Genomic DNA, 15,972 nt, shown 5'->3' with positions numbered 1-15,972 from the left:
CGCGACTAATCACTAGTCAAGCTACTCGTCGTTAGGTGCGAATTGCATAACAAAAAGAAACTCAGTTGGATCGGACAAACGCTAGTGGTTAGTTGAATTTTGACAACACTAGCTTTAAGTCTTAGCAGCATTTGGGATTACAGTCTAATTGTCGGGTGAATTTTTGGTTCGCTAATTAGCGGTGCCAACGCCTGGATGAACAGTGCTTACTCCCGCTGGTTGCTTGAAAATAGTTCCAAAGGTTTCGCGCTTGGTTTGCTTAGATCGTGAACCTTGCTTCTGGTGATGGCGTTAGTTTTGATTGTTGCCATCGCCGTTAATAAATTTTCCAACGGACTCGCGTGGTCAGAAAGTAGTTGACTTAGCTTTACAAAACCGGTTAATGTTTTTGCTGGGGTTGGAGGTTATGTTCTCACTAACTACACGTGGGTCGGTTTTCTTTGCCGAAAATCTCAGCCGGAGAAAATAACTAGTGCAACAACTTAAAGAAGCCTTTTTATCGGTTAAACTACAGCCCCACATTTTCTCAATGATTTTGGTGGTGTTGATTTTAATCGTTTTGTCAATCGTTGTTTATCTCAAGGTTAGTAAACAACCCGTTAACCGTGCGCCCGTTGGTGTAGCCCAAGTTGCCGAGCACTATGTTATGGGCGTGGACAACCTTTACCGTGATGTAGCTGGAAATAAACTTGAGCGTCCAGCGCCCTACATTTTCACTTTGCTCACCTTTTTAGTTTTTGGCAACTTGATTTCGCTAGTCGGAGTGCCGGCTGTCTCAACTTCTTACAGCGTGACTTTGACTTTGGCGTTAGTTTCTTGGATGGGCGTTTACGTAGTCGGAATCGTTTACAAACGTTGACGGTTCTGACTTCGTTTTTTATCCAACCCGCTTGAGTTAATCGGACAGTTTGCTCCGCTAATTTCGCTCTCTTTTCGTCTGTTTGGTAACATCATTGGCGGATCAATCATTCTTTATCTGCTCTACTACATGACGGGGTGAATTTGACAAATGATTCCCGTGGTTGGCGAGATCAATTTACTTGGTGCTTTAATTGCGCCCGTTTTTCACGCCTACTTTGACATTTTCAGTGGAATTGTCCAAGCTTATGTTTTCACACTTTTAACGATGCTATACTGGTCATTAGAAACCGAATAAACTAATTCACTTAAAGGAAAGGAATTCACTATGGAAAAAGGACTAATTGCGATCGGAGCCGCTCTCGCGCTTTTGCCGGGAATCGGGGTCGGAATTTCGCAAGGCTACGCCGCTGGTAAAGCTTGCGAAGCAGTCGGACGTAATCCTGAGGCACAGAGTAAAATTCGTACCACCATGATCGTTGGAATTGCGCTGACTGAAACAGCCGTGATTTACGGTCTTTTGATCGCGTTTTTACTTCTGTTTGCTTTCGGAGGTTAGGAAATTATGTGGCAGGCTGTAAACATTGACATCGCCGATAAACTGTTCCCCACTTGACCAACAGTGGTCGCAACTTTACTGGCGCTGTTAATTTTGCTTTTAGTTTTGACCAAACTGCTTTACAACCCTGTTCGCCAAATGTACAGCAAACGTCGTCGCTACATTCAAGACAACATTGACGAGTCTGAAAAGCAACTGGAAAAGTCCCGTCAAAGCCAAGTTTTGGCCAACGAAGAACTTCTCCACGCTCGCAACGTGGCCCACGCTATTATTAGCGACGCTAAAAAAGAAGCGCAAAGGTTAAAACTTGCGACAATTGAAGAAGCGAAAGACCAGGCCGACTCTCTGCTGGAAAAAGCTAAAGTATCGATTGAAAAGGCTCGCGAAGAGTTTTACAGCGACGCCCAAAAAGCGGTTGTTGATTTAGCGATTGACGCTGCTAAAAAGGTGATCGGCAAGGAAATGGATTCTCCGACTAACCGTAAACTAGTGGAAGAATTCATTGGTAAAAAATAATGGATAGCACCCAAAGTATTGGTTATGCCTTGGCGCTTTTCCAGCTCGCTCAAAAAGCGCGCAAAACTGCTCTTTTAAAAAAGCAGGCCGCGGAGTTAGCGGAGGTATTTCGCACTTACCCAACTCTAGCGTCGGCGCTTGATTCTTACCAATTGAGCACGCGGCAAAAAACCCAGTTCATTGAAAAGGCACTAACACGCAAATTTGACCGCTGACTAATCAACTTAATGCTCATTTTAGCCGAGCGGAAAAACGCCTACTTAGCGAGCAAAATTTTGTCTCACTTTGGCGAATTGGCTAGCCAAGCGCTCGGAGTGCAAAGCGGCGTGCTTTACTCGAGTGAAAAATTAACTCCGCAGCAAATTACGCGAATTAGCACCAAAATTAGCCGCCAAATGAAAAAACCGGTTGAACTAGTTAACAAAATTGACCAGGAGTTAATTGGCGGAGTTAAAGTCGTGATTGAAGACCAGGCTATTGACGATTCGATCAATGCCCGTTTAGAAGCGCTCCGTGAGCGTTTAACTTTGAAAGGAATTCTCCAAGATGGCAACTAGAGCATCGGACTTAGCGGCAATTCTTAGGCCGCAGATTGAAAAATTTACCCACCAAATTACACCTCAGGAAAGCGGGTACGTACTTAAAATCGGCGACGGAATTGCAACCGTCTCTGGTCTTGACAAAGTGATGCTCGGTGAACTGTTAAGTTTTGGCAAAAATCTTTACGGGATGGCTCTTAGTCTGGAAGAAGACGCGGTTGGTGTTGTGTTGATGGGACCAGCCCGTCACGTGAAAGAAGGCGACGTCGTTAAACGGACTAAACAAGTGATTTCGGTCGGAGTGGGCGATGCTCTGCTCGGTCGGGTAGTTAACGCGCTAGGTGAGCCGATTGACGAGCAAAAAGCTCTCAAAGGATTGGCCCGCCGGGAAATTTTCCAAATCGCCCCCGGAGTAATGACGCGCGAAGAAGTCAACCAACCGATTGAAACGGGCATTTTAGCAATCGATTCCATGATTCCGATTGGCAAAGGTCAACGCGAATTAATTATTGGCGACCGTCAAACTGGTAAAACCGCGGTGGCGATTGACACGATTATTAACCAGCGCGGCAAAGATGTTTACTGCGTTTACGTGGCGATTGGACAAAAAAGTTCCACGGTTGCTCAAATCGTGGGTAAGTTAAAACGTTACAAAGCGCTGGAGTACACGACTGTGGTTGACGCTAGTGCCAGCGAACAAGCTCCGCTGCAGTACATTGCTCCCTACACGGGAGTTACGATTGCCGAAGCTTGGCGCGAAAAAGGTAAGGACGTTTTGATAGTTTACGATGATTTATCTAAACACGCGGTTGCTTACCGAACTTTGTCGCTTTTGCTGCGTCGCCCTCCTGGTCGAGAAGCTTACCCTGGCGACGTTTTTTACCTTCACTCCCAACTTTTAGAACGAGCTGCTAAAATCAATCCGCAGCACGGCGGCGGTTCGATCACAGCTTTACCAATCATTGAAACGCAAGCCGGCGACATTTCCGCTTACATTCCGACCAACGTCATTTCGATTACCGACGGTCAAATTTTTATGCTGACAAGTCTTTTCAACCTCGGTCAACGCCCAGCTGTTGACGTAGGTTACTCGGTTTCGCGCGTTGGTTCAGCAGCTCAAATCAAGGCGATTAAGCAAGTAACTGGTTCGCTTAAACTCGAGTTGGCTCAGTATAACGAAATGGTTGATTTTGCCCAGTTTGGCTCTGACCTTGACCAAAGTACTAAGCGGGTTTTGAGTCACGGGAAAAAAGTGCTCGAGCTTATGAAACAACACCAGTACGCGCCGATTGACCAAATTGACCAGGCGATTTTGCTTTTAGCGGTCAAAGAAAAGTTAACCAATCCTTTGCCAGTTGAGCAAGTGAGTCAGTTTAAAGAGGAACTCTTACGTTACTTTGGCCGCGAATCAGTGGCCAAAAAACTGCGTTACCAACTAAGCCAGGCTAAAGCTTTTAGCCCCGAGCTTTATGAGCAGGTGCGCTGGGAAGTTTACCGCTTTGTCAAAACTTTCCTAAAAACTATTAAAAACTACGTCGCGGACGATCACGATCCGCTGCCAAAAATAGAGGAGCCTACTTCGAAGACTAATGCCGTCACTCCAAGAAATAAAAAGTCGCATAAATAGTGTTGTTGCGATCAAAAAAATTACTCGCGCTATGCAACTAGTCGCGACTTCTAAACTGCAAAAGTTACGTCGTCACTTTAGTGCTTCGGACCAGTTCTTTGCCAGTTTGGAAGCAATTTTTTGACCGACTTTGCGCCACTTTGGCGGAGCCAAAACGCTTTTTGGCGATAACCCAGACGCGCCAGTTCTTTGGCTGGTGATTACTTCTGACTTAGGATTGAGCGGATCTTACAATGTCAACGTTTTAAAACTAGCTCAATCTCAGATCGGTCCCCAAGACCGCCTAATTGTGGTCGGAACTAAAGGAGTGCGTCACTTTGAAACAATTGGTCGCAGCGTTGACTTAGCCGTTAGCAACTTAGGCGAAAACATTACTTACCGTTTAATTAACCAAATCGTGGACCGAATCGGCGACTTTTTGCTTGAGCAAAGCGTGAAAGACTTAAGAATCGTCAGCACCAAGTACATTAACTCAATTTCGTTTGAGCCTTTAGTGTGGTCGCTGGCCGAGGCAACCAGGCGGGCTGAAACGAGTTTGGACGAGGAGCTAACTGAGTTTGAACCCAAAGACGTTAGCATCGTTCACCAAATGATGCCCTTTTTCATCGCGGGTCTTGTTTTTGATAAACTGGTGGAGTCCAAAGTATCTGAGATGGCTTCTCGTCGGATTGCGATGGAAAACGCAACTGATAACGCCGCCGAATTGATCGACACACTAACAGTTCGTTACAACCAAGCGCGCCAAGCGGCGATTACCCAAGAAATTAGCGAAATTGTGGCTGGCAGCCAAAACTAGCCCGAAAGGAAAACATGCCAAAAAACTACGGAACGATTACCCAAGTTTTGGGACCAATCATTGATGTCAGGTTTGCCGACCATAAACTCCCGGCTTTACTGAGCGCGCTGGAACTTGACACCAAAGGTGAGAAACAAGTTTTCGAAGTCGCCCAACACATTGGTAACGACACAGCACGTTGCATCGCAATGGACTCAACGTTTGGACTAGTCCGCGGTCAAAAAGTTTTTGACACGGGCGGACCAATTTCGGTGCCCGTTGGACCAAGCGTTTTGGGTCGAATGTTTAACGTGCTCGGCGATCCGATTGACGAGAAACCTTTTACCAAAAAAGCACCCCGTGACTTTATTCACCGCAGCGCGCCAACTTACGCTCAACAAAGCACCGAGGCGCAAATTTTGGAAACGGGCATTAAAGTGATTGACTTATTGATGCCTTACGCTCGGGGTGGAAAAATTGGTCTTTTTGGCGGAGCTGGCGTGGGTAAAACCGTGCTGGTTCAAGAGTTAATCAATAACATCGCTACTCAACACGGCGGACTTTCAGTTTTTGCTGGCGTAGGCGAAAGAACGCGGGAAGGTAATGACCTTTACCACGAAATGGCTCAGGCGGGCGTTTTGGATAAAACTGCCCTTGTCTTTGGTCAAATGAACGAACCACCCGGAGCTCGTATGCGAGTTGGTTTATCAGCTTTGACCATGGCCGAATATTTCCGCGATAAACAAGGGCAAGACGTTTTGCTCTTTATCGACAACATTTTCCGCTTTACCCAAGCTGGTTCAGAAGTTTCGGCTTTGCTTGGTCGCATGCCTTCGGCCGTGGGCTACCAACCGACTTTGGCCTCCGAAATGGGTCAACTCCAAGAGAGAATTACTACCACTCAAAAGGGTTCGATTACTTCGGTGCAAGCCGTTTATGTGCCAGCTGACGACTTAACTGACCCAGCTCCGGCGACAACTTTTACTCACTTGGACGCCAAAACAGTTTTAGACCGGAACATTGCCGCGCTCGGGATTTACCCGGCCGTTGATCCGCTGGCTTCGGCTTCGCGGTTGCTTGACCCGGAAGTGGTCGGTGAAAAGCACTACCAAGTGGCCCAAGAAGTTAAAAACATTTTGCAGCGTTTCAAAGAACTGCAAGACATCATCGCGATCTTGGGAATGGACGAACTTTCAGAAGAAGACAAGAAAGTTGTTCAACGTGCTCGCCGAGTTCGGAACTTTTTGTCACAACCGTTTTTCGTAGCCCAGAAATTTTCGGGTATAGAAGGTAAGTTTGTCAAAGTGGAACAAACGATCCGCGGTTTTAGCGAAATTCTAGCCGGTCAACACGACAACTTACCCGAGAGCAGCTTTCTTTACGTTGGTACGATTGACGAAGCACTCGCTAAGGCAAAAAAAGAAAAGGAAGCTAACGCTTAGCGATGAAACAAATTCATCTGACAATCTTAACTCCTTACGGCGTTTTTTTTGACGACCCAGTTCCGATTGTGACGCTCAAAACAACCCGGGGTTACATCGGTATCCAAGCGGGTCACACCCCGCTCGTAGCAGCCCTAGACATTGCTCAAGCTAGTATCGGAGAGGAAAAAAGTCGCTCCCACAAAGTCTTGGCACTGGGCGGCGGTTTAATGCAAGTTGACGCCCAAGGTGTTAAAGTTGTTACTCCGGCCGCCGAGTTTAAAGACGCGATTGACTTAAAAAGAGCCGAGTCGGCCCGAATTGACGCCGAGAAAAGGCTTCGCGAGGAGAGACTTTCAACTAGCCAGCAAATTCGTTATACATTTAAGTTAGAGCGAGCATTAAACCGGATTAAAGTCGCTCGGGGAGAGTAATGCCCTGGTTTGTCCAACTAACGATTTATTTGATCTCCTTGCTCGTTTCCTTCTTTGTTTTAGCTCAAGTTGAGTGGGCTAAAATCATCCGAGTTTCCCGCCGCGAACTAGCTTGACTAGTCTACGTTGTCTTTTCAATCGCCTTAGCCGGTTTAATCGGTTACCAAATTAAGACTTTGGTGGAAATTTTTGCTTCCTTTTGGAAGTAGAGTTATTCAGCACTAAGAATAGTTAGAAAACCGTGCCGCTCCGCCGTGAGCAAGCGGTTTTTTAGTAGAATGTTGAATTATGGTGCAAAAATGACCGACTAAATTAACGCCTCAAACTGTGGAAGAGGCACTGCAAACTTTTCGCCACACCATTTTGAAGGTGGAAGTGCCAATTGAAGTTAAGTTTGAGTTGGAGTCGTGAGAAATTCTTGGTCAAGACAATGAGTACAATTTTCAAGGCAGCGGTCAGTGACGAATTGACAGCGAGTACGGCGGCGGACCTGTCAGCGTTAGTACAACTTTTAACGTCGTGGATGGCGAGTTGGAAATTGATGTTGAGACGGTCGACTACGACCATGTTTTTGACTGGGAAGACATCGAGTTTGAAACAACGAGCGGTTCGTTTTTTTATAACGACGATGACACCAACGAGCAATACCCCAACGATGATGACGAAGATTACTCGCAAGAAGTTAGCGAGCAAGTTAACGAGGAAGTAAACGATCAACTTGAAGTTCAGCGCGCGGAGGAAGAAGGCGATTTTTAGGCAGTTTTTTCCGAGCGATGCTCGTCAGTGGAAACGTTATTTCCTAGTTTTCTACCCGGTAATTCTCGGGGCGATGCTTTTTGCTTTGAACGGTTTTATTGACAACTTCATGGTCGGAAAGTATAACGCAGTAGCAGCCATCTCGGCCGCTAACCAGTGGACTAACATAGTTAACGGAATTGTGATCGGCGTGGCCGCTGCGGGCGGAGTTGTCTCGGCTCAACTCTTTTACTCGCGTCGTTACCAAGCTTTTAAGCAAATGGCGCGTTTTCGCTACGTGCTAACGACTGGCATGACTTTGGTAATTGCGATTTTAGCCTGAATCATTCCCGACGAGCTTAACTCGCTTTTCTTAAAGCGTCCCGAGCATTTAGCCAGCGAAGAAGTTCAGTACGCGAAAAACTTAGCGATGGCTCGTGAGTACATTCAAATCACCGCTTTGCAGTGAATTCTTTTCTCGATCTCGGGCAACTTAGGTATTCAGCTCCGCGAAGTAGGCAAAGGACACGTGACAGTTTACTGAGGCGTGGGAACGCTTTCAATGAACATCACTCTCAACGCAATTTTAATTTACGGTTTTGACGTGGGCGTCAAAGGAGCGGCTTGAGCTTCGGTCGCGGCCCGGATGGTTGCGATTATCGTCGGTTTTACTTTCGTAGTCAAAACTAACTCCCAACTCCGGTTTGCCCCTTGGACTGTTTTTAGTTTTGACTGGCACACGACCAAATTGTTTTTCGCTCGCTTCGCTCTTTTCTTTGCTTACACCACGATGGTGGCGCTTGTTACGTTTCGCAGTTATTTTTACGACATGGGTTATCCCCAGGGATCGCTCGGGCAAGGGATTGGCGCCACGGCTGTGCTCGGACTGAGCAATGCGATTATGAATGTGTTTACGACAGCTTTTGCTGGCGTAGGCGTGATGGCGGCTAACTTTGTCGGGTCAGAGCTTGGTAATGGTCGGATTGAATCGGCCAAAATTCACTCTAACCAGCTTAAAGGTTTTAACACTAGCATGTCGGTTGCTTTGTCAGTTTTAGTTGTGATTGTCGCTTCTTTTGCGCCGCTGATGACTTTTTTAGTCGACACACGTGACCCAAACGTTGACACAGGCGCCCAACTGATCGAAGTGCGTAACACTCTTTATGTCATCGCGCTTTTTTACCCGGTTTGAATTTGGTTTACCACGACTTACCGAAACGGCGTGTCGGGCGGACGAACTTTCGTTTTTTCCTTGACCGACTGGCTTTTTAACTTAGCGCAAATTGGTTGAGCTTGGATTGTAATGGGTCCACTTAAAGACGCTTGACCCGCTTTAGAGGGTCGTTTTTGACTTGCTTACATCGTGTTTTTTACATCCGATATTTTCAAACTAATTGCCCAAGAAATTAACTACTACACGATTGATTGAGCCCAGGTGATTGACGCTGCTCACGTTGAGGCTGATAACGCGCTCCAAAGCGGTCACGACGTGATTGATAGCGAACCGCTTGATGTTTAAAACTCGTTTATAATCTTTACACTTATGTACGACCACCAGCAGATTGAGAAAAAGTGGCAAAAGTACTGGTCTGATCACGATGTTTTTGCAACGCCCGAATTAACTAATAAGCGTCGCAAATATTACGTTTTAGACATGTTTCCTTACCCTTCGGGCAAGGGTTTACACGTTGGTCACTTAGAAGGCTACACCGCCAGCGACATCGTGGCTCGCTTTAAACGTCTCAAAGGATTCGATGTTTTACACCCGATTGGTTGGGACGCTTTTGGTCTGCCAGCCGAGCAGTTCGCCATTCAAACGGGACAATTACCGCAACGCTTTACGCCTCAAAACATTGCCAATTTTCGTCGTCAACTGCAAATGCTCGGTTTTTCTTACGACTACGCCAAAGAAGTTGACACTACCGATCCGAATTTTTACGCTCAAACGCAGGCGATTTTCAGCGCTCTTTATCGGCGCGGATTAGCCGAAATGCGCGACGTAGAGGTCAATTGGAGCCCCGATTTAGGCACTGTTTTAGCTAACGAAGAGGTTTTGCAAACGACTGATGGAAAACTGGTTTCTGAGCGCGGAAATTTTCCGGTCGTGAAAAAACCAATGCGCCAGTGAGTGTTAAAAATCACCGCTTACGCCGACAAACTTTTTCAAGAATTGGATCAAGTTGACTGACCCAGTTCGTTAATCAACTTACAACGCAACTGAATTAAAAACCCCGACGGATCGCTCCATTTACGCGACTGAGTTTTTTCGCGCCAACGCTATTGGGGTGAGCCGTTTCCGATTTTGCACGGTCCTCAGGGAGAAATTAAACTTGACCCCAATTTGCCCGTCACTTTACCCGTTCTTGACCAAATTAAATCCGGAGGTCAAGGCGAGTCTCCCCTAGCTAACGCCGATCCGAGTTGGCTGTGGGTTGAACTAGAAGGAAAAAAGTGACGCCGAGAAACTAACACGATGCCCCAGTGAGCTGGCTCTTCATGGTACTACCTAGCTTACATTTTGAAAAAGCGGACCGGCGGATATTTAGCGCTTGATTCGCCCGAGGCCCAAAAAGCACTCAAACACTGGTTGCCGGTTGACCTTTACATCGGCGGGCAAGAACACGCCGTTTTGCACCTTCTTTACGCTCGTTTTTGACACAAAGTACTTTATGACCTTAAACTAGTCCCGACTAAGGAGCCCTTTCTTAAAGTGGTTAACCAGGGGATGATTTTGGGTCCCGACGGACTGAAGATGTCTAAGTCACGTGGCAACGTGGTTAGTCCCGACCAAATCGTTTTAACTTACGGAGCCGACGCACTAAGACTTTACGAAATGTTTAGTGGTCCTCTTGAGGAAACTAAAACTTGGTCCACGCGCTCGCTCAGAGCGATGCGTAAGTGGCTCGACCGAGTTTGAAACGCAGTTCGCAAAACCGCCCTAGGCAGTTCCCAAATTACTAGCCAATACCATCTCATGCTCAAACAAGTGGGTCAACTGGTCGAGCAACTTAAATTCAACGTAGCAGTTTCCAAACTGATGGTTTTTGTCAATGCCTTGATCGCTAATCTCAAAGCAAGTTTAGATGAACTGAAAGGATTTGCGGTCGTTTTGTCGCTCTTTGCACCCCATTTGGCCGAGGAAATTTTGGCTTATTTAAAAGAAAAACCGCTCCATGAACAAACTTGACCTAGTTTTGACCAGCGCAAAATCGTGACTGAACCGACTATCTTAGCCGTCCAAGTTAATGGCAAATTACGAGCTACTTTGGAAATAGATGATCCTCAGACCAGCGCTAAAATAGTTCGTCAAAAGGCTGAGTCTTTGCCCGCTGTCAGTCGCTATTTAAAAGACGTCCAAGTTCTCAAGGTGGTCTACGTAGCGGGCAAAATTATTAATTTTGTGCTTAGGTCCGCTCCAAAGACAGTTAATTAGCGAGTGTTATAATCAAAAAATGTACCTAATTTTTTCCGATGCCGACCACACTATGTATGACAAAGGTCCGGCCAGTTTAAGTCGCGAGAACCAAAGCAAAATCCACCAAGCTCAATCCCACGGCGCCGAGTTTGTGGTTGTGACTGGTAATGGTTACTTCAAGATGATTAAAGGACTAGCGCTTGAACTTAGTCTGCGCTACGTAATTAGTTCGACTGGAGCTTACATTTACGACCGTCAGCTAGAGAAACCGCTTTTTGCTAAGACGTTAGAACCGCAAGTCGTCCAAAGTGTTTACGAGCATCTTTCTGACCAAGGAATTTACTTTTGCGCCTGAACTGAGCACGATTTTTTCATGAGTTCTGAGCTGGCAGAAAGACTTGATGCTCAGCACGAAATACGTCTCCAAATGATCGGTGATTTAAAAGTTTCGCCTTTTGATCCAACTCGTCCCGGACTTTTAAACTTACTGCTGATCAGTCGCGCTGATAAATTAGTCAAAGCCCAAGAGGTAGTTAGTGAGCTCAAGTTAAACTGAATTCTAGTTGACGACCACACTGTCGCGGTTTTACCACCCCAAATTTCCAAAGGTTTTGCCGTCAAGTGATTAGCTAAACACCTCGGAGTTAGTTTGGAAAAAGTCATGACGATTGGCGATTCGGCTAACGACATTTCAATGCTGGAACTACCAGTCTACTCTTACGCGGTAGCTAACGCGGATCAGAAAACTAAAAAAGCCGCTCGTTTTCACGCTGCTGCGGTTGACCAGAACGGTTTAGCCCGCGCAATTGACGACTTTTTTGACCGGCAAAAAGTTAATTTATTGCCGCCCGAAAGTTAAACATGACTCGACTTAAACCGACCGATTACGTTGCTAAATATTTGCTCAACACTCAAGCGATCGCCCGGCGGTTTTTACCCAAAAGCTCAACTACTTTGCAATTTTTTCAGTGGGACGATAACGTTGTCTTAGCAGGCATGAGTCAAGTATTAGAGTTTTTGAAAAAAAACACCGCTACACACCGCTACCAAATTCGCTACTTACCCGACGGCAAACTGCTCAAAGCGCGCCAAGTGGTTTTAGAGCTTGTGGGACCTTACCACGAGTTTGGGCATTATGAGGGCGTGATTGACGGGATTTTATCGCGCTGCTCTTCTCTTGCGACTAACGCGCGCCGCTGCGTCAAGGCAGCCCAAGGCAAAGAGTTAATTTTCATGGGTGACCGAGCCGATCTTTACTTAAACCAACCTTATGATGGCGCCAGCATCTATTTGGGCGGCATTAGAAAGCAAGTCACCCGCGCGCAAGCGCTAGGTCATGGTGCTCAAGTTGTCGGCACAGTCCCCCACGCTTTAATTCAAATGTTTGGCGGTGATTCAATCAAGGCCTTGGAAGCATTTAAACTCGTTTTTCCTGACCAGCCTTTGGTAGCCTTGGTTGACTTTCATAACGACGTCATTAACGAGTCGCTCAAAGTTTGGCAGCGTTTTGGCAAAGAGCTTTTTGGGGTTCGCGTTGACACCGCGCGCAATTTAGTGGACGCGCATTTTAAAGACACTGCCCAGCGCGGTGTCACGCCGCTTTTGATTAAAGACTTGCGCCGCGAGTTAGACCGCGTTGGTGCTCAAAAAGTAAAAATCATCGTTTCATCTGGTTTTTCGGCTGAGCGCATTGCTGAGTTTGAAAAACAAAAAACCCCGGTTGATGTTTACGGAGTTGGCGCAGCTTTGATGAAAGTAGAAGTTCTTTTTTCGGCTGATGCGGTTAAGCACAATAGTAAACTGATCGCTAAAGTTGGACGCGGCTACCAAAAAAGTCCCGGTCTGAAAAAGTTGGACTAGTTTTAATTAACGCGCTGACTGACCAACTAGTTGAGGTGTTTTCTCTTCTTGAAGACTTTGAACTAGTTGGACAATTTTTTGGATTTCCGCGTTTTTATTGCGTCACCAATTCGGACTCCAAATGCGGTGAATTTTTCATCCGCGTGATTCTAGGTAAGCTTGCTTGTGAATATCTCTTTCGCGGGCCGTTTGAGAACTGTGGTAAAACTTACCATCGCACTCAATTCCCAGTATATATTTGGTCTGGTCATGATTTTTAATCGCTAAATCAATTCGGTACCTTTACATTTTTGTTTTGAAGTTAATTTTTTCTAAAGCCATTTTTAAACTACCTATAATGAAACTATGAGAATAAATTTGCATCAACACACTTTAAGCATAAAAAATGGCGAGTCACCAAATAGAAATCTTGATATTTCAAAAGATAAAACGGTCGAAAAATTTATTAGCAATTTAGAAAACTGAGATGTGGGCATTGTAGCCATTACTAACCACAATTGATTTGATTTAAAACAATTTAACTTTTTGGAAAAAAAGTTAAAGGAAAAAAACATACTTTTACTACCTGGAGTAGAACTGGACATTGAAGACTCAGAGGGACATAGGCATAATTTAACGATTATTGTTGATAATAAACATAAAAATGAATGAAGCAATTTTGTAATTAAACTTGTTGAAGGGAAAACTAAAGCTAAAAATTGTAAAGTTAAAATTTCTGAACTAAAAAAACATGTTCAAACGGAAAAGACCCTATTTTCAAACTCAATTTTTTTGTTACCTAGTAGGCAAAAGGGAAACAAAAAAACTTCGTATGAAGGTGATTTGCCGAAAGAAGATTTAAATATTTTGCAATCATTCAGTCATTTTTGGTTTTGAGAAACATCATCACTAAGTTCTACTTACATATTAGCCTTTGAAGAAAAACCTGCAATTCTTGGTTCGGATGAAAAAGATGTGTTGGAACCTAAGTATGGCAAATTACCAGACATCAAACTGAAAATAGATAGTTATCACAATTTAATAAAATTTTTCAAAAGAGATAAAAGTTTTATCACTAGTAAACTAAAAGAAAAAAATGCGACTTCTATTGAGATAAAACCAAAAGAATGAAAAAATCCCTTGAAATTAATTTTATATGAAGATGTAAACGTGATTATCGGACCTCGTGCAAGCGGTAAATCCGACATTCTGAAAGCAATATGTGAAAAAATTAAAGAAGAAAAGGGAGAAGATTACAAAGTTTACGATCCCAACTTTTCCTTTGACAAATTAATAGAAAACAAAACTAGTCAATTTTCAAATAAACTGGATTTGGAAAAAAAATTGGAAACAATTAATTTTTATGCCAAAAATATGGAACATCTTAATTCTAAAAGTAACATCAAAAATTACAAACAAATTGTTGAACATTACAAAAATTACAAACCTAATCAATATAAAAAATTGTTGAATTTAACATTATCAACTGATATGTTGCGTAACAAAAAAGATTATGAAAAGAAAGAAAGTAGATGAAGTGAGTTTGATGAAAATATTAATCACATTAAGGGAGTAAATAAAATAATTGAAAAAAATAGTGAAGATGACACGATAAAAAAACACTACCCCTTAATTACGGGCATCCTTAAAAAATTGTTTGAAATTGAATTCGAACTTTATAAAGTTTTTTATAATCAGGTTAATGTTGCTCATATTTGCGATAAATTGTTTTCTGAAATTAAAAAATTACTCGAGCAAAGTAAAATGTTTTTTGCTTTACCTAATCAACTAGGTATCCATGAAAAGTTTTCGGCAAGAGAAGAACTTTTTGATTCAGTAAGTAAAGTTCTAAATAAAGAAGAATATGAAACTAGTAAATTGGAGTTAGGCGAAGTTTCCGACAAAAAAAAGTTATTTGTTAAAAGAAAATATAAAATTTTGAAAGGAAATAAAAAAGATGGTTATGAAAACCTTAACAAGCGTAGTCCAAAAGATTGTAAAAATCTGATTGAATTAATTGAAACTATATCACAAAATATCTGAAAGAGCGAACTGTCTAAATTTATGGTGGAATTACAAGGTTGAAAAAATCAAAAAAATGCAAACATAACTACCGATGATCTTGTTTGATTCAAAAATATTATTGTTGATCAAAATGGCAATGTTTGCAATCCATCAAGCGGAGAGAAACAAATTATAAAGTTAATGGCTCATTTAAATGAGGACAAAAATTACTTTTTTATTGATGAACCAGAACAATCTTTAGATCAAAGTTTTGTAAACGATAAAATAGTAAAGATTATTAGAGATAAAGCTAAAAATAATAAAACTTTCGTGATTGTAACTCATAACGCAAATATTGGTGTTAGGAGTCTGCCATACCAAACCATTTATAGAGAACTTTCGGAAGATGGAATTGCTGATAATAATGAAACTTATTATGGGAATCCTTTTTTAAATGAAATGACATCAATCAATGATGATAAAAAAAGTGTTAAGTGATCAGATATTTGTAGCAAAATTTTGGAAGGTGGTAAACCTGCATTTTTAGATAGATGAAATTATTACAGAGGTGAAAATAATGAGTAGTGAAGAAATATTCAACATAGTAATTGAGAAAGCTGAAGACAAAAAATACATAAAAATAACAAATTGTTTAATTAAGGATAATGAAGATAATAGTCAAAAAATTAATCTTCTGGAACCTGACGAAGTTGAATTTACAAGTTTATTAAATTGAGTTTTCAGTTTTTTATGAAATCTCCCTAACATTGATAATATAAGTAATATGAGCATTTCAGTGGCAGAACCTAAAGAAGGTGAACCCGTTGATGACAAAATACTTAATAAATTTAAAGAACTTTTTTTGAAGGAAATAAAATTAGTGGCTGAGGAAATAGCAGAAAAAAGAAAAATAATTGATACGGAGAAGATAAAAATACCAGTTTCATAATATTTTTTTCACCGACTAATAATTTGTGACTATTGCGCATGCTTGATTAAAATGTATAATTTGTAAAGTTTATTTTTATTCACAGTGTGCTTCCCTTGTTTTTCAATTAATTCAAATGTTGTTCGTAGAAAATATACAAACTTAGGTGATTAAGATTTAGTTGACAATCGACCTAAGTACACGGCAAAATTCCAAAAATCATGTTCCTTTTACACCTTAGCACAAGTTATTGACTTAGGTGATTTTTTTTCATTTGGCTAACGATTTGAAAGCAAAATCCTTTTTTACCCCGATCAAACCG

General features: G+C 42.8%; 18 protein-coding genes. 17 read left to right on the top strand and 1 reads right to left on the bottom strand.

Annotation, left to right across the window (positions count from 1 at the left end; translation table 4 throughout):
- Positions 1-42: 42 nt before the first annotated feature.
- The 15 genes from CSE00_RS00660 (at position 43) to CSE00_RS00590 (ending at position 12,739) form a co-directional block, all read left to right on the top strand.
- Positions 43-486: a hypothetical protein gene (locus tag CSE00_RS00660; RefSeq protein ID WP_127942674.1), complete on the top strand. Its 444-nt coding sequence runs from the start codon at positions 43-45 to the stop codon at positions 484-486.
- Complete coding sequence (locus tag CSE00_RS00655; protein ID WP_127942673.1) at positions 473-1,156, top strand: F0F1 ATP synthase subunit A; 684 nt, start codon at positions 473-475, stop codon at positions 1,154-1,156. Before CSE00_RS00660 ends, CSE00_RS00655 begins: the two co-directional genes overlap by 14 nt.
- A 30-nt stretch (positions 1,157-1,186) precedes the next feature.
- Positions 1,187-1,417 (top strand): ATP synthase F0 subunit C, encoded by a 231-nt coding sequence (gene atpE / locus CSE00_RS00650; protein WP_127942672.1) that lies wholly within the window; start codon positions 1,187-1,189, stop codon positions 1,415-1,417.
- A gap of 6 nt (positions 1,418-1,423) precedes the next feature.
- Complete coding sequence (gene atpF / locus CSE00_RS00645; protein ID WP_127942671.1) at positions 1,424-1,933, top strand: F0F1 ATP synthase subunit B; 510 nt, start codon at positions 1,424-1,426, stop codon at positions 1,931-1,933.
- Positions 1,933-2,490 (top strand): F0F1 ATP synthase subunit delta, encoded by a 558-nt coding sequence (locus CSE00_RS00640; RefSeq protein WP_127942670.1) that lies wholly within the window; start codon positions 1,933-1,935, stop codon positions 2,488-2,490. The genes atpF and CSE00_RS00640 overlap by 1 nt, the downstream gene beginning before the upstream one ends.
- Complete coding sequence (gene atpA, locus CSE00_RS00635; protein ID WP_127942669.1) at positions 2,480-4,099, top strand: F0F1 ATP synthase subunit alpha; 1,620 nt, start codon at positions 2,480-2,482, stop codon at positions 4,097-4,099. The genes CSE00_RS00640 and atpA overlap by 11 nt, the downstream gene beginning before the upstream one ends.
- A complete protein-coding gene (gene atpG, locus CSE00_RS00630) occupies positions 4,062-4,895 on the top strand; it encodes an ATP synthase F1 subunit gamma (protein WP_127942668.1) in 834 nt (277 codons plus the stop codon). Before atpA ends, atpG begins: the two co-directional genes overlap by 38 nt.
- 14 nt (positions 4,896-4,909) lie before the next feature.
- Positions 4,910-6,316: a F0F1 ATP synthase subunit beta gene (gene atpD, locus CSE00_RS00625; RefSeq protein ID WP_127942667.1), complete on the top strand. Its 1,407-nt coding sequence runs from the start codon at positions 4,910-4,912 to the stop codon at positions 6,314-6,316.
- 2 nt (positions 6,317-6,318) lie between these two features.
- A complete protein-coding gene (atpC, locus tag CSE00_RS00620) occupies positions 6,319-6,729 on the top strand; it encodes an ATP synthase F1 subunit epsilon (protein ID WP_127942666.1) in 411 nt (136 codons plus the stop codon).
- Entirely contained in the window at positions 6,729-6,938 is a 210-nt protein-coding gene (locus CSE00_RS00615) for a hypothetical protein (protein WP_127942665.1), read from the top strand. Before atpC ends, CSE00_RS00615 begins: the two co-directional genes overlap by 1 nt.
- Before the next feature lie 79 nt (positions 6,939-7,017).
- Positions 7,018-7,485 (top strand): hypothetical protein, encoded by a 468-nt coding sequence (locus CSE00_RS00610; RefSeq protein ID WP_127942664.1) that lies wholly within the window; start codon positions 7,018-7,020, stop codon positions 7,483-7,485.
- Positions 7,448-8,983 (top strand): MATE family efflux transporter, encoded by a 1,536-nt coding sequence (locus CSE00_RS00605; protein WP_127942663.1) that lies wholly within the window; start codon positions 7,448-7,450, stop codon positions 8,981-8,983. Before CSE00_RS00610 ends, CSE00_RS00605 begins: the two co-directional genes overlap by 38 nt.
- A gap of 24 nt (positions 8,984-9,007) precedes the next feature.
- Positions 9,008-10,897, top strand: coding sequence for a class I tRNA ligase family protein (locus CSE00_RS00600; protein ID WP_127942662.1), 1,890 nt, complete (start codon positions 9,008-9,010; stop codon positions 10,895-10,897).
- Positions 10,898-10,916: 19 nt separating this feature from the next.
- Positions 10,917-11,738 (top strand): HAD family hydrolase, encoded by an 822-nt coding sequence (locus CSE00_RS00595; protein ID WP_127942661.1) that lies wholly within the window; start codon positions 10,917-10,919, stop codon positions 11,736-11,738.
- Positions 11,739-11,740: 2 nt separating this feature from the next.
- Positions 11,741-12,739 (top strand): nicotinate phosphoribosyltransferase, encoded by a 999-nt coding sequence (locus tag CSE00_RS00590; protein WP_127942660.1) that lies wholly within the window; start codon positions 11,741-11,743, stop codon positions 12,737-12,739.
- Between the two features lie 6 nt (positions 12,740-12,745).
- On the opposite strand, the gene CSE00_RS03050 is transcribed toward CSE00_RS00590, so the two are convergent.
- Positions 12,746-13,006 carry a DUF559 domain-containing protein gene (locus CSE00_RS03050; protein WP_345775209.1) on the bottom strand — a complete coding sequence of 87 codons (261 nt, stop codon included), beginning with the start codon at positions 13,004-13,006 and terminating at the stop codon, positions 12,746-12,748.
- Positions 13,007-13,084: 78 nt separating this feature from the next.
- Here CSE00_RS03050 and CSE00_RS00585 point away from each other — a divergent pair, with 78 nt between their 5' ends.
- Together CSE00_RS00585 and CSE00_RS00580 are read left to right on the top strand one after the other, a co-directional pair.
- The gene (locus CSE00_RS00585; RefSeq protein WP_127942659.1) at positions 13,085-15,307 is read left to right on the top strand and encodes an AAA family ATPase; all 2,223 of its coding nucleotides are present in this window, start codon (positions 13,085-13,087) and stop codon (positions 15,305-15,307) included.
- A complete protein-coding gene (locus CSE00_RS00580) occupies positions 15,291-15,671 on the top strand; it encodes a hypothetical protein (RefSeq protein WP_127942658.1) in 381 nt (126 codons plus the stop codon). Before CSE00_RS00585 ends, CSE00_RS00580 begins: the two co-directional genes overlap by 17 nt.
- Positions 15,672-15,972 lie beyond the last annotated feature (301 nt).

This window comes from Mycoplasma sp. ATU-Cv-703 (assembly GCA_004011965.1).
Taxonomy (GTDB): Bacteria; Bacillota_I; Bacilli_A; order Mycoplasmatales; family Metamycoplasmataceae; genus RYZV01.
This window is presented reverse-complemented; position numbering and strand designations above follow the sequence as displayed.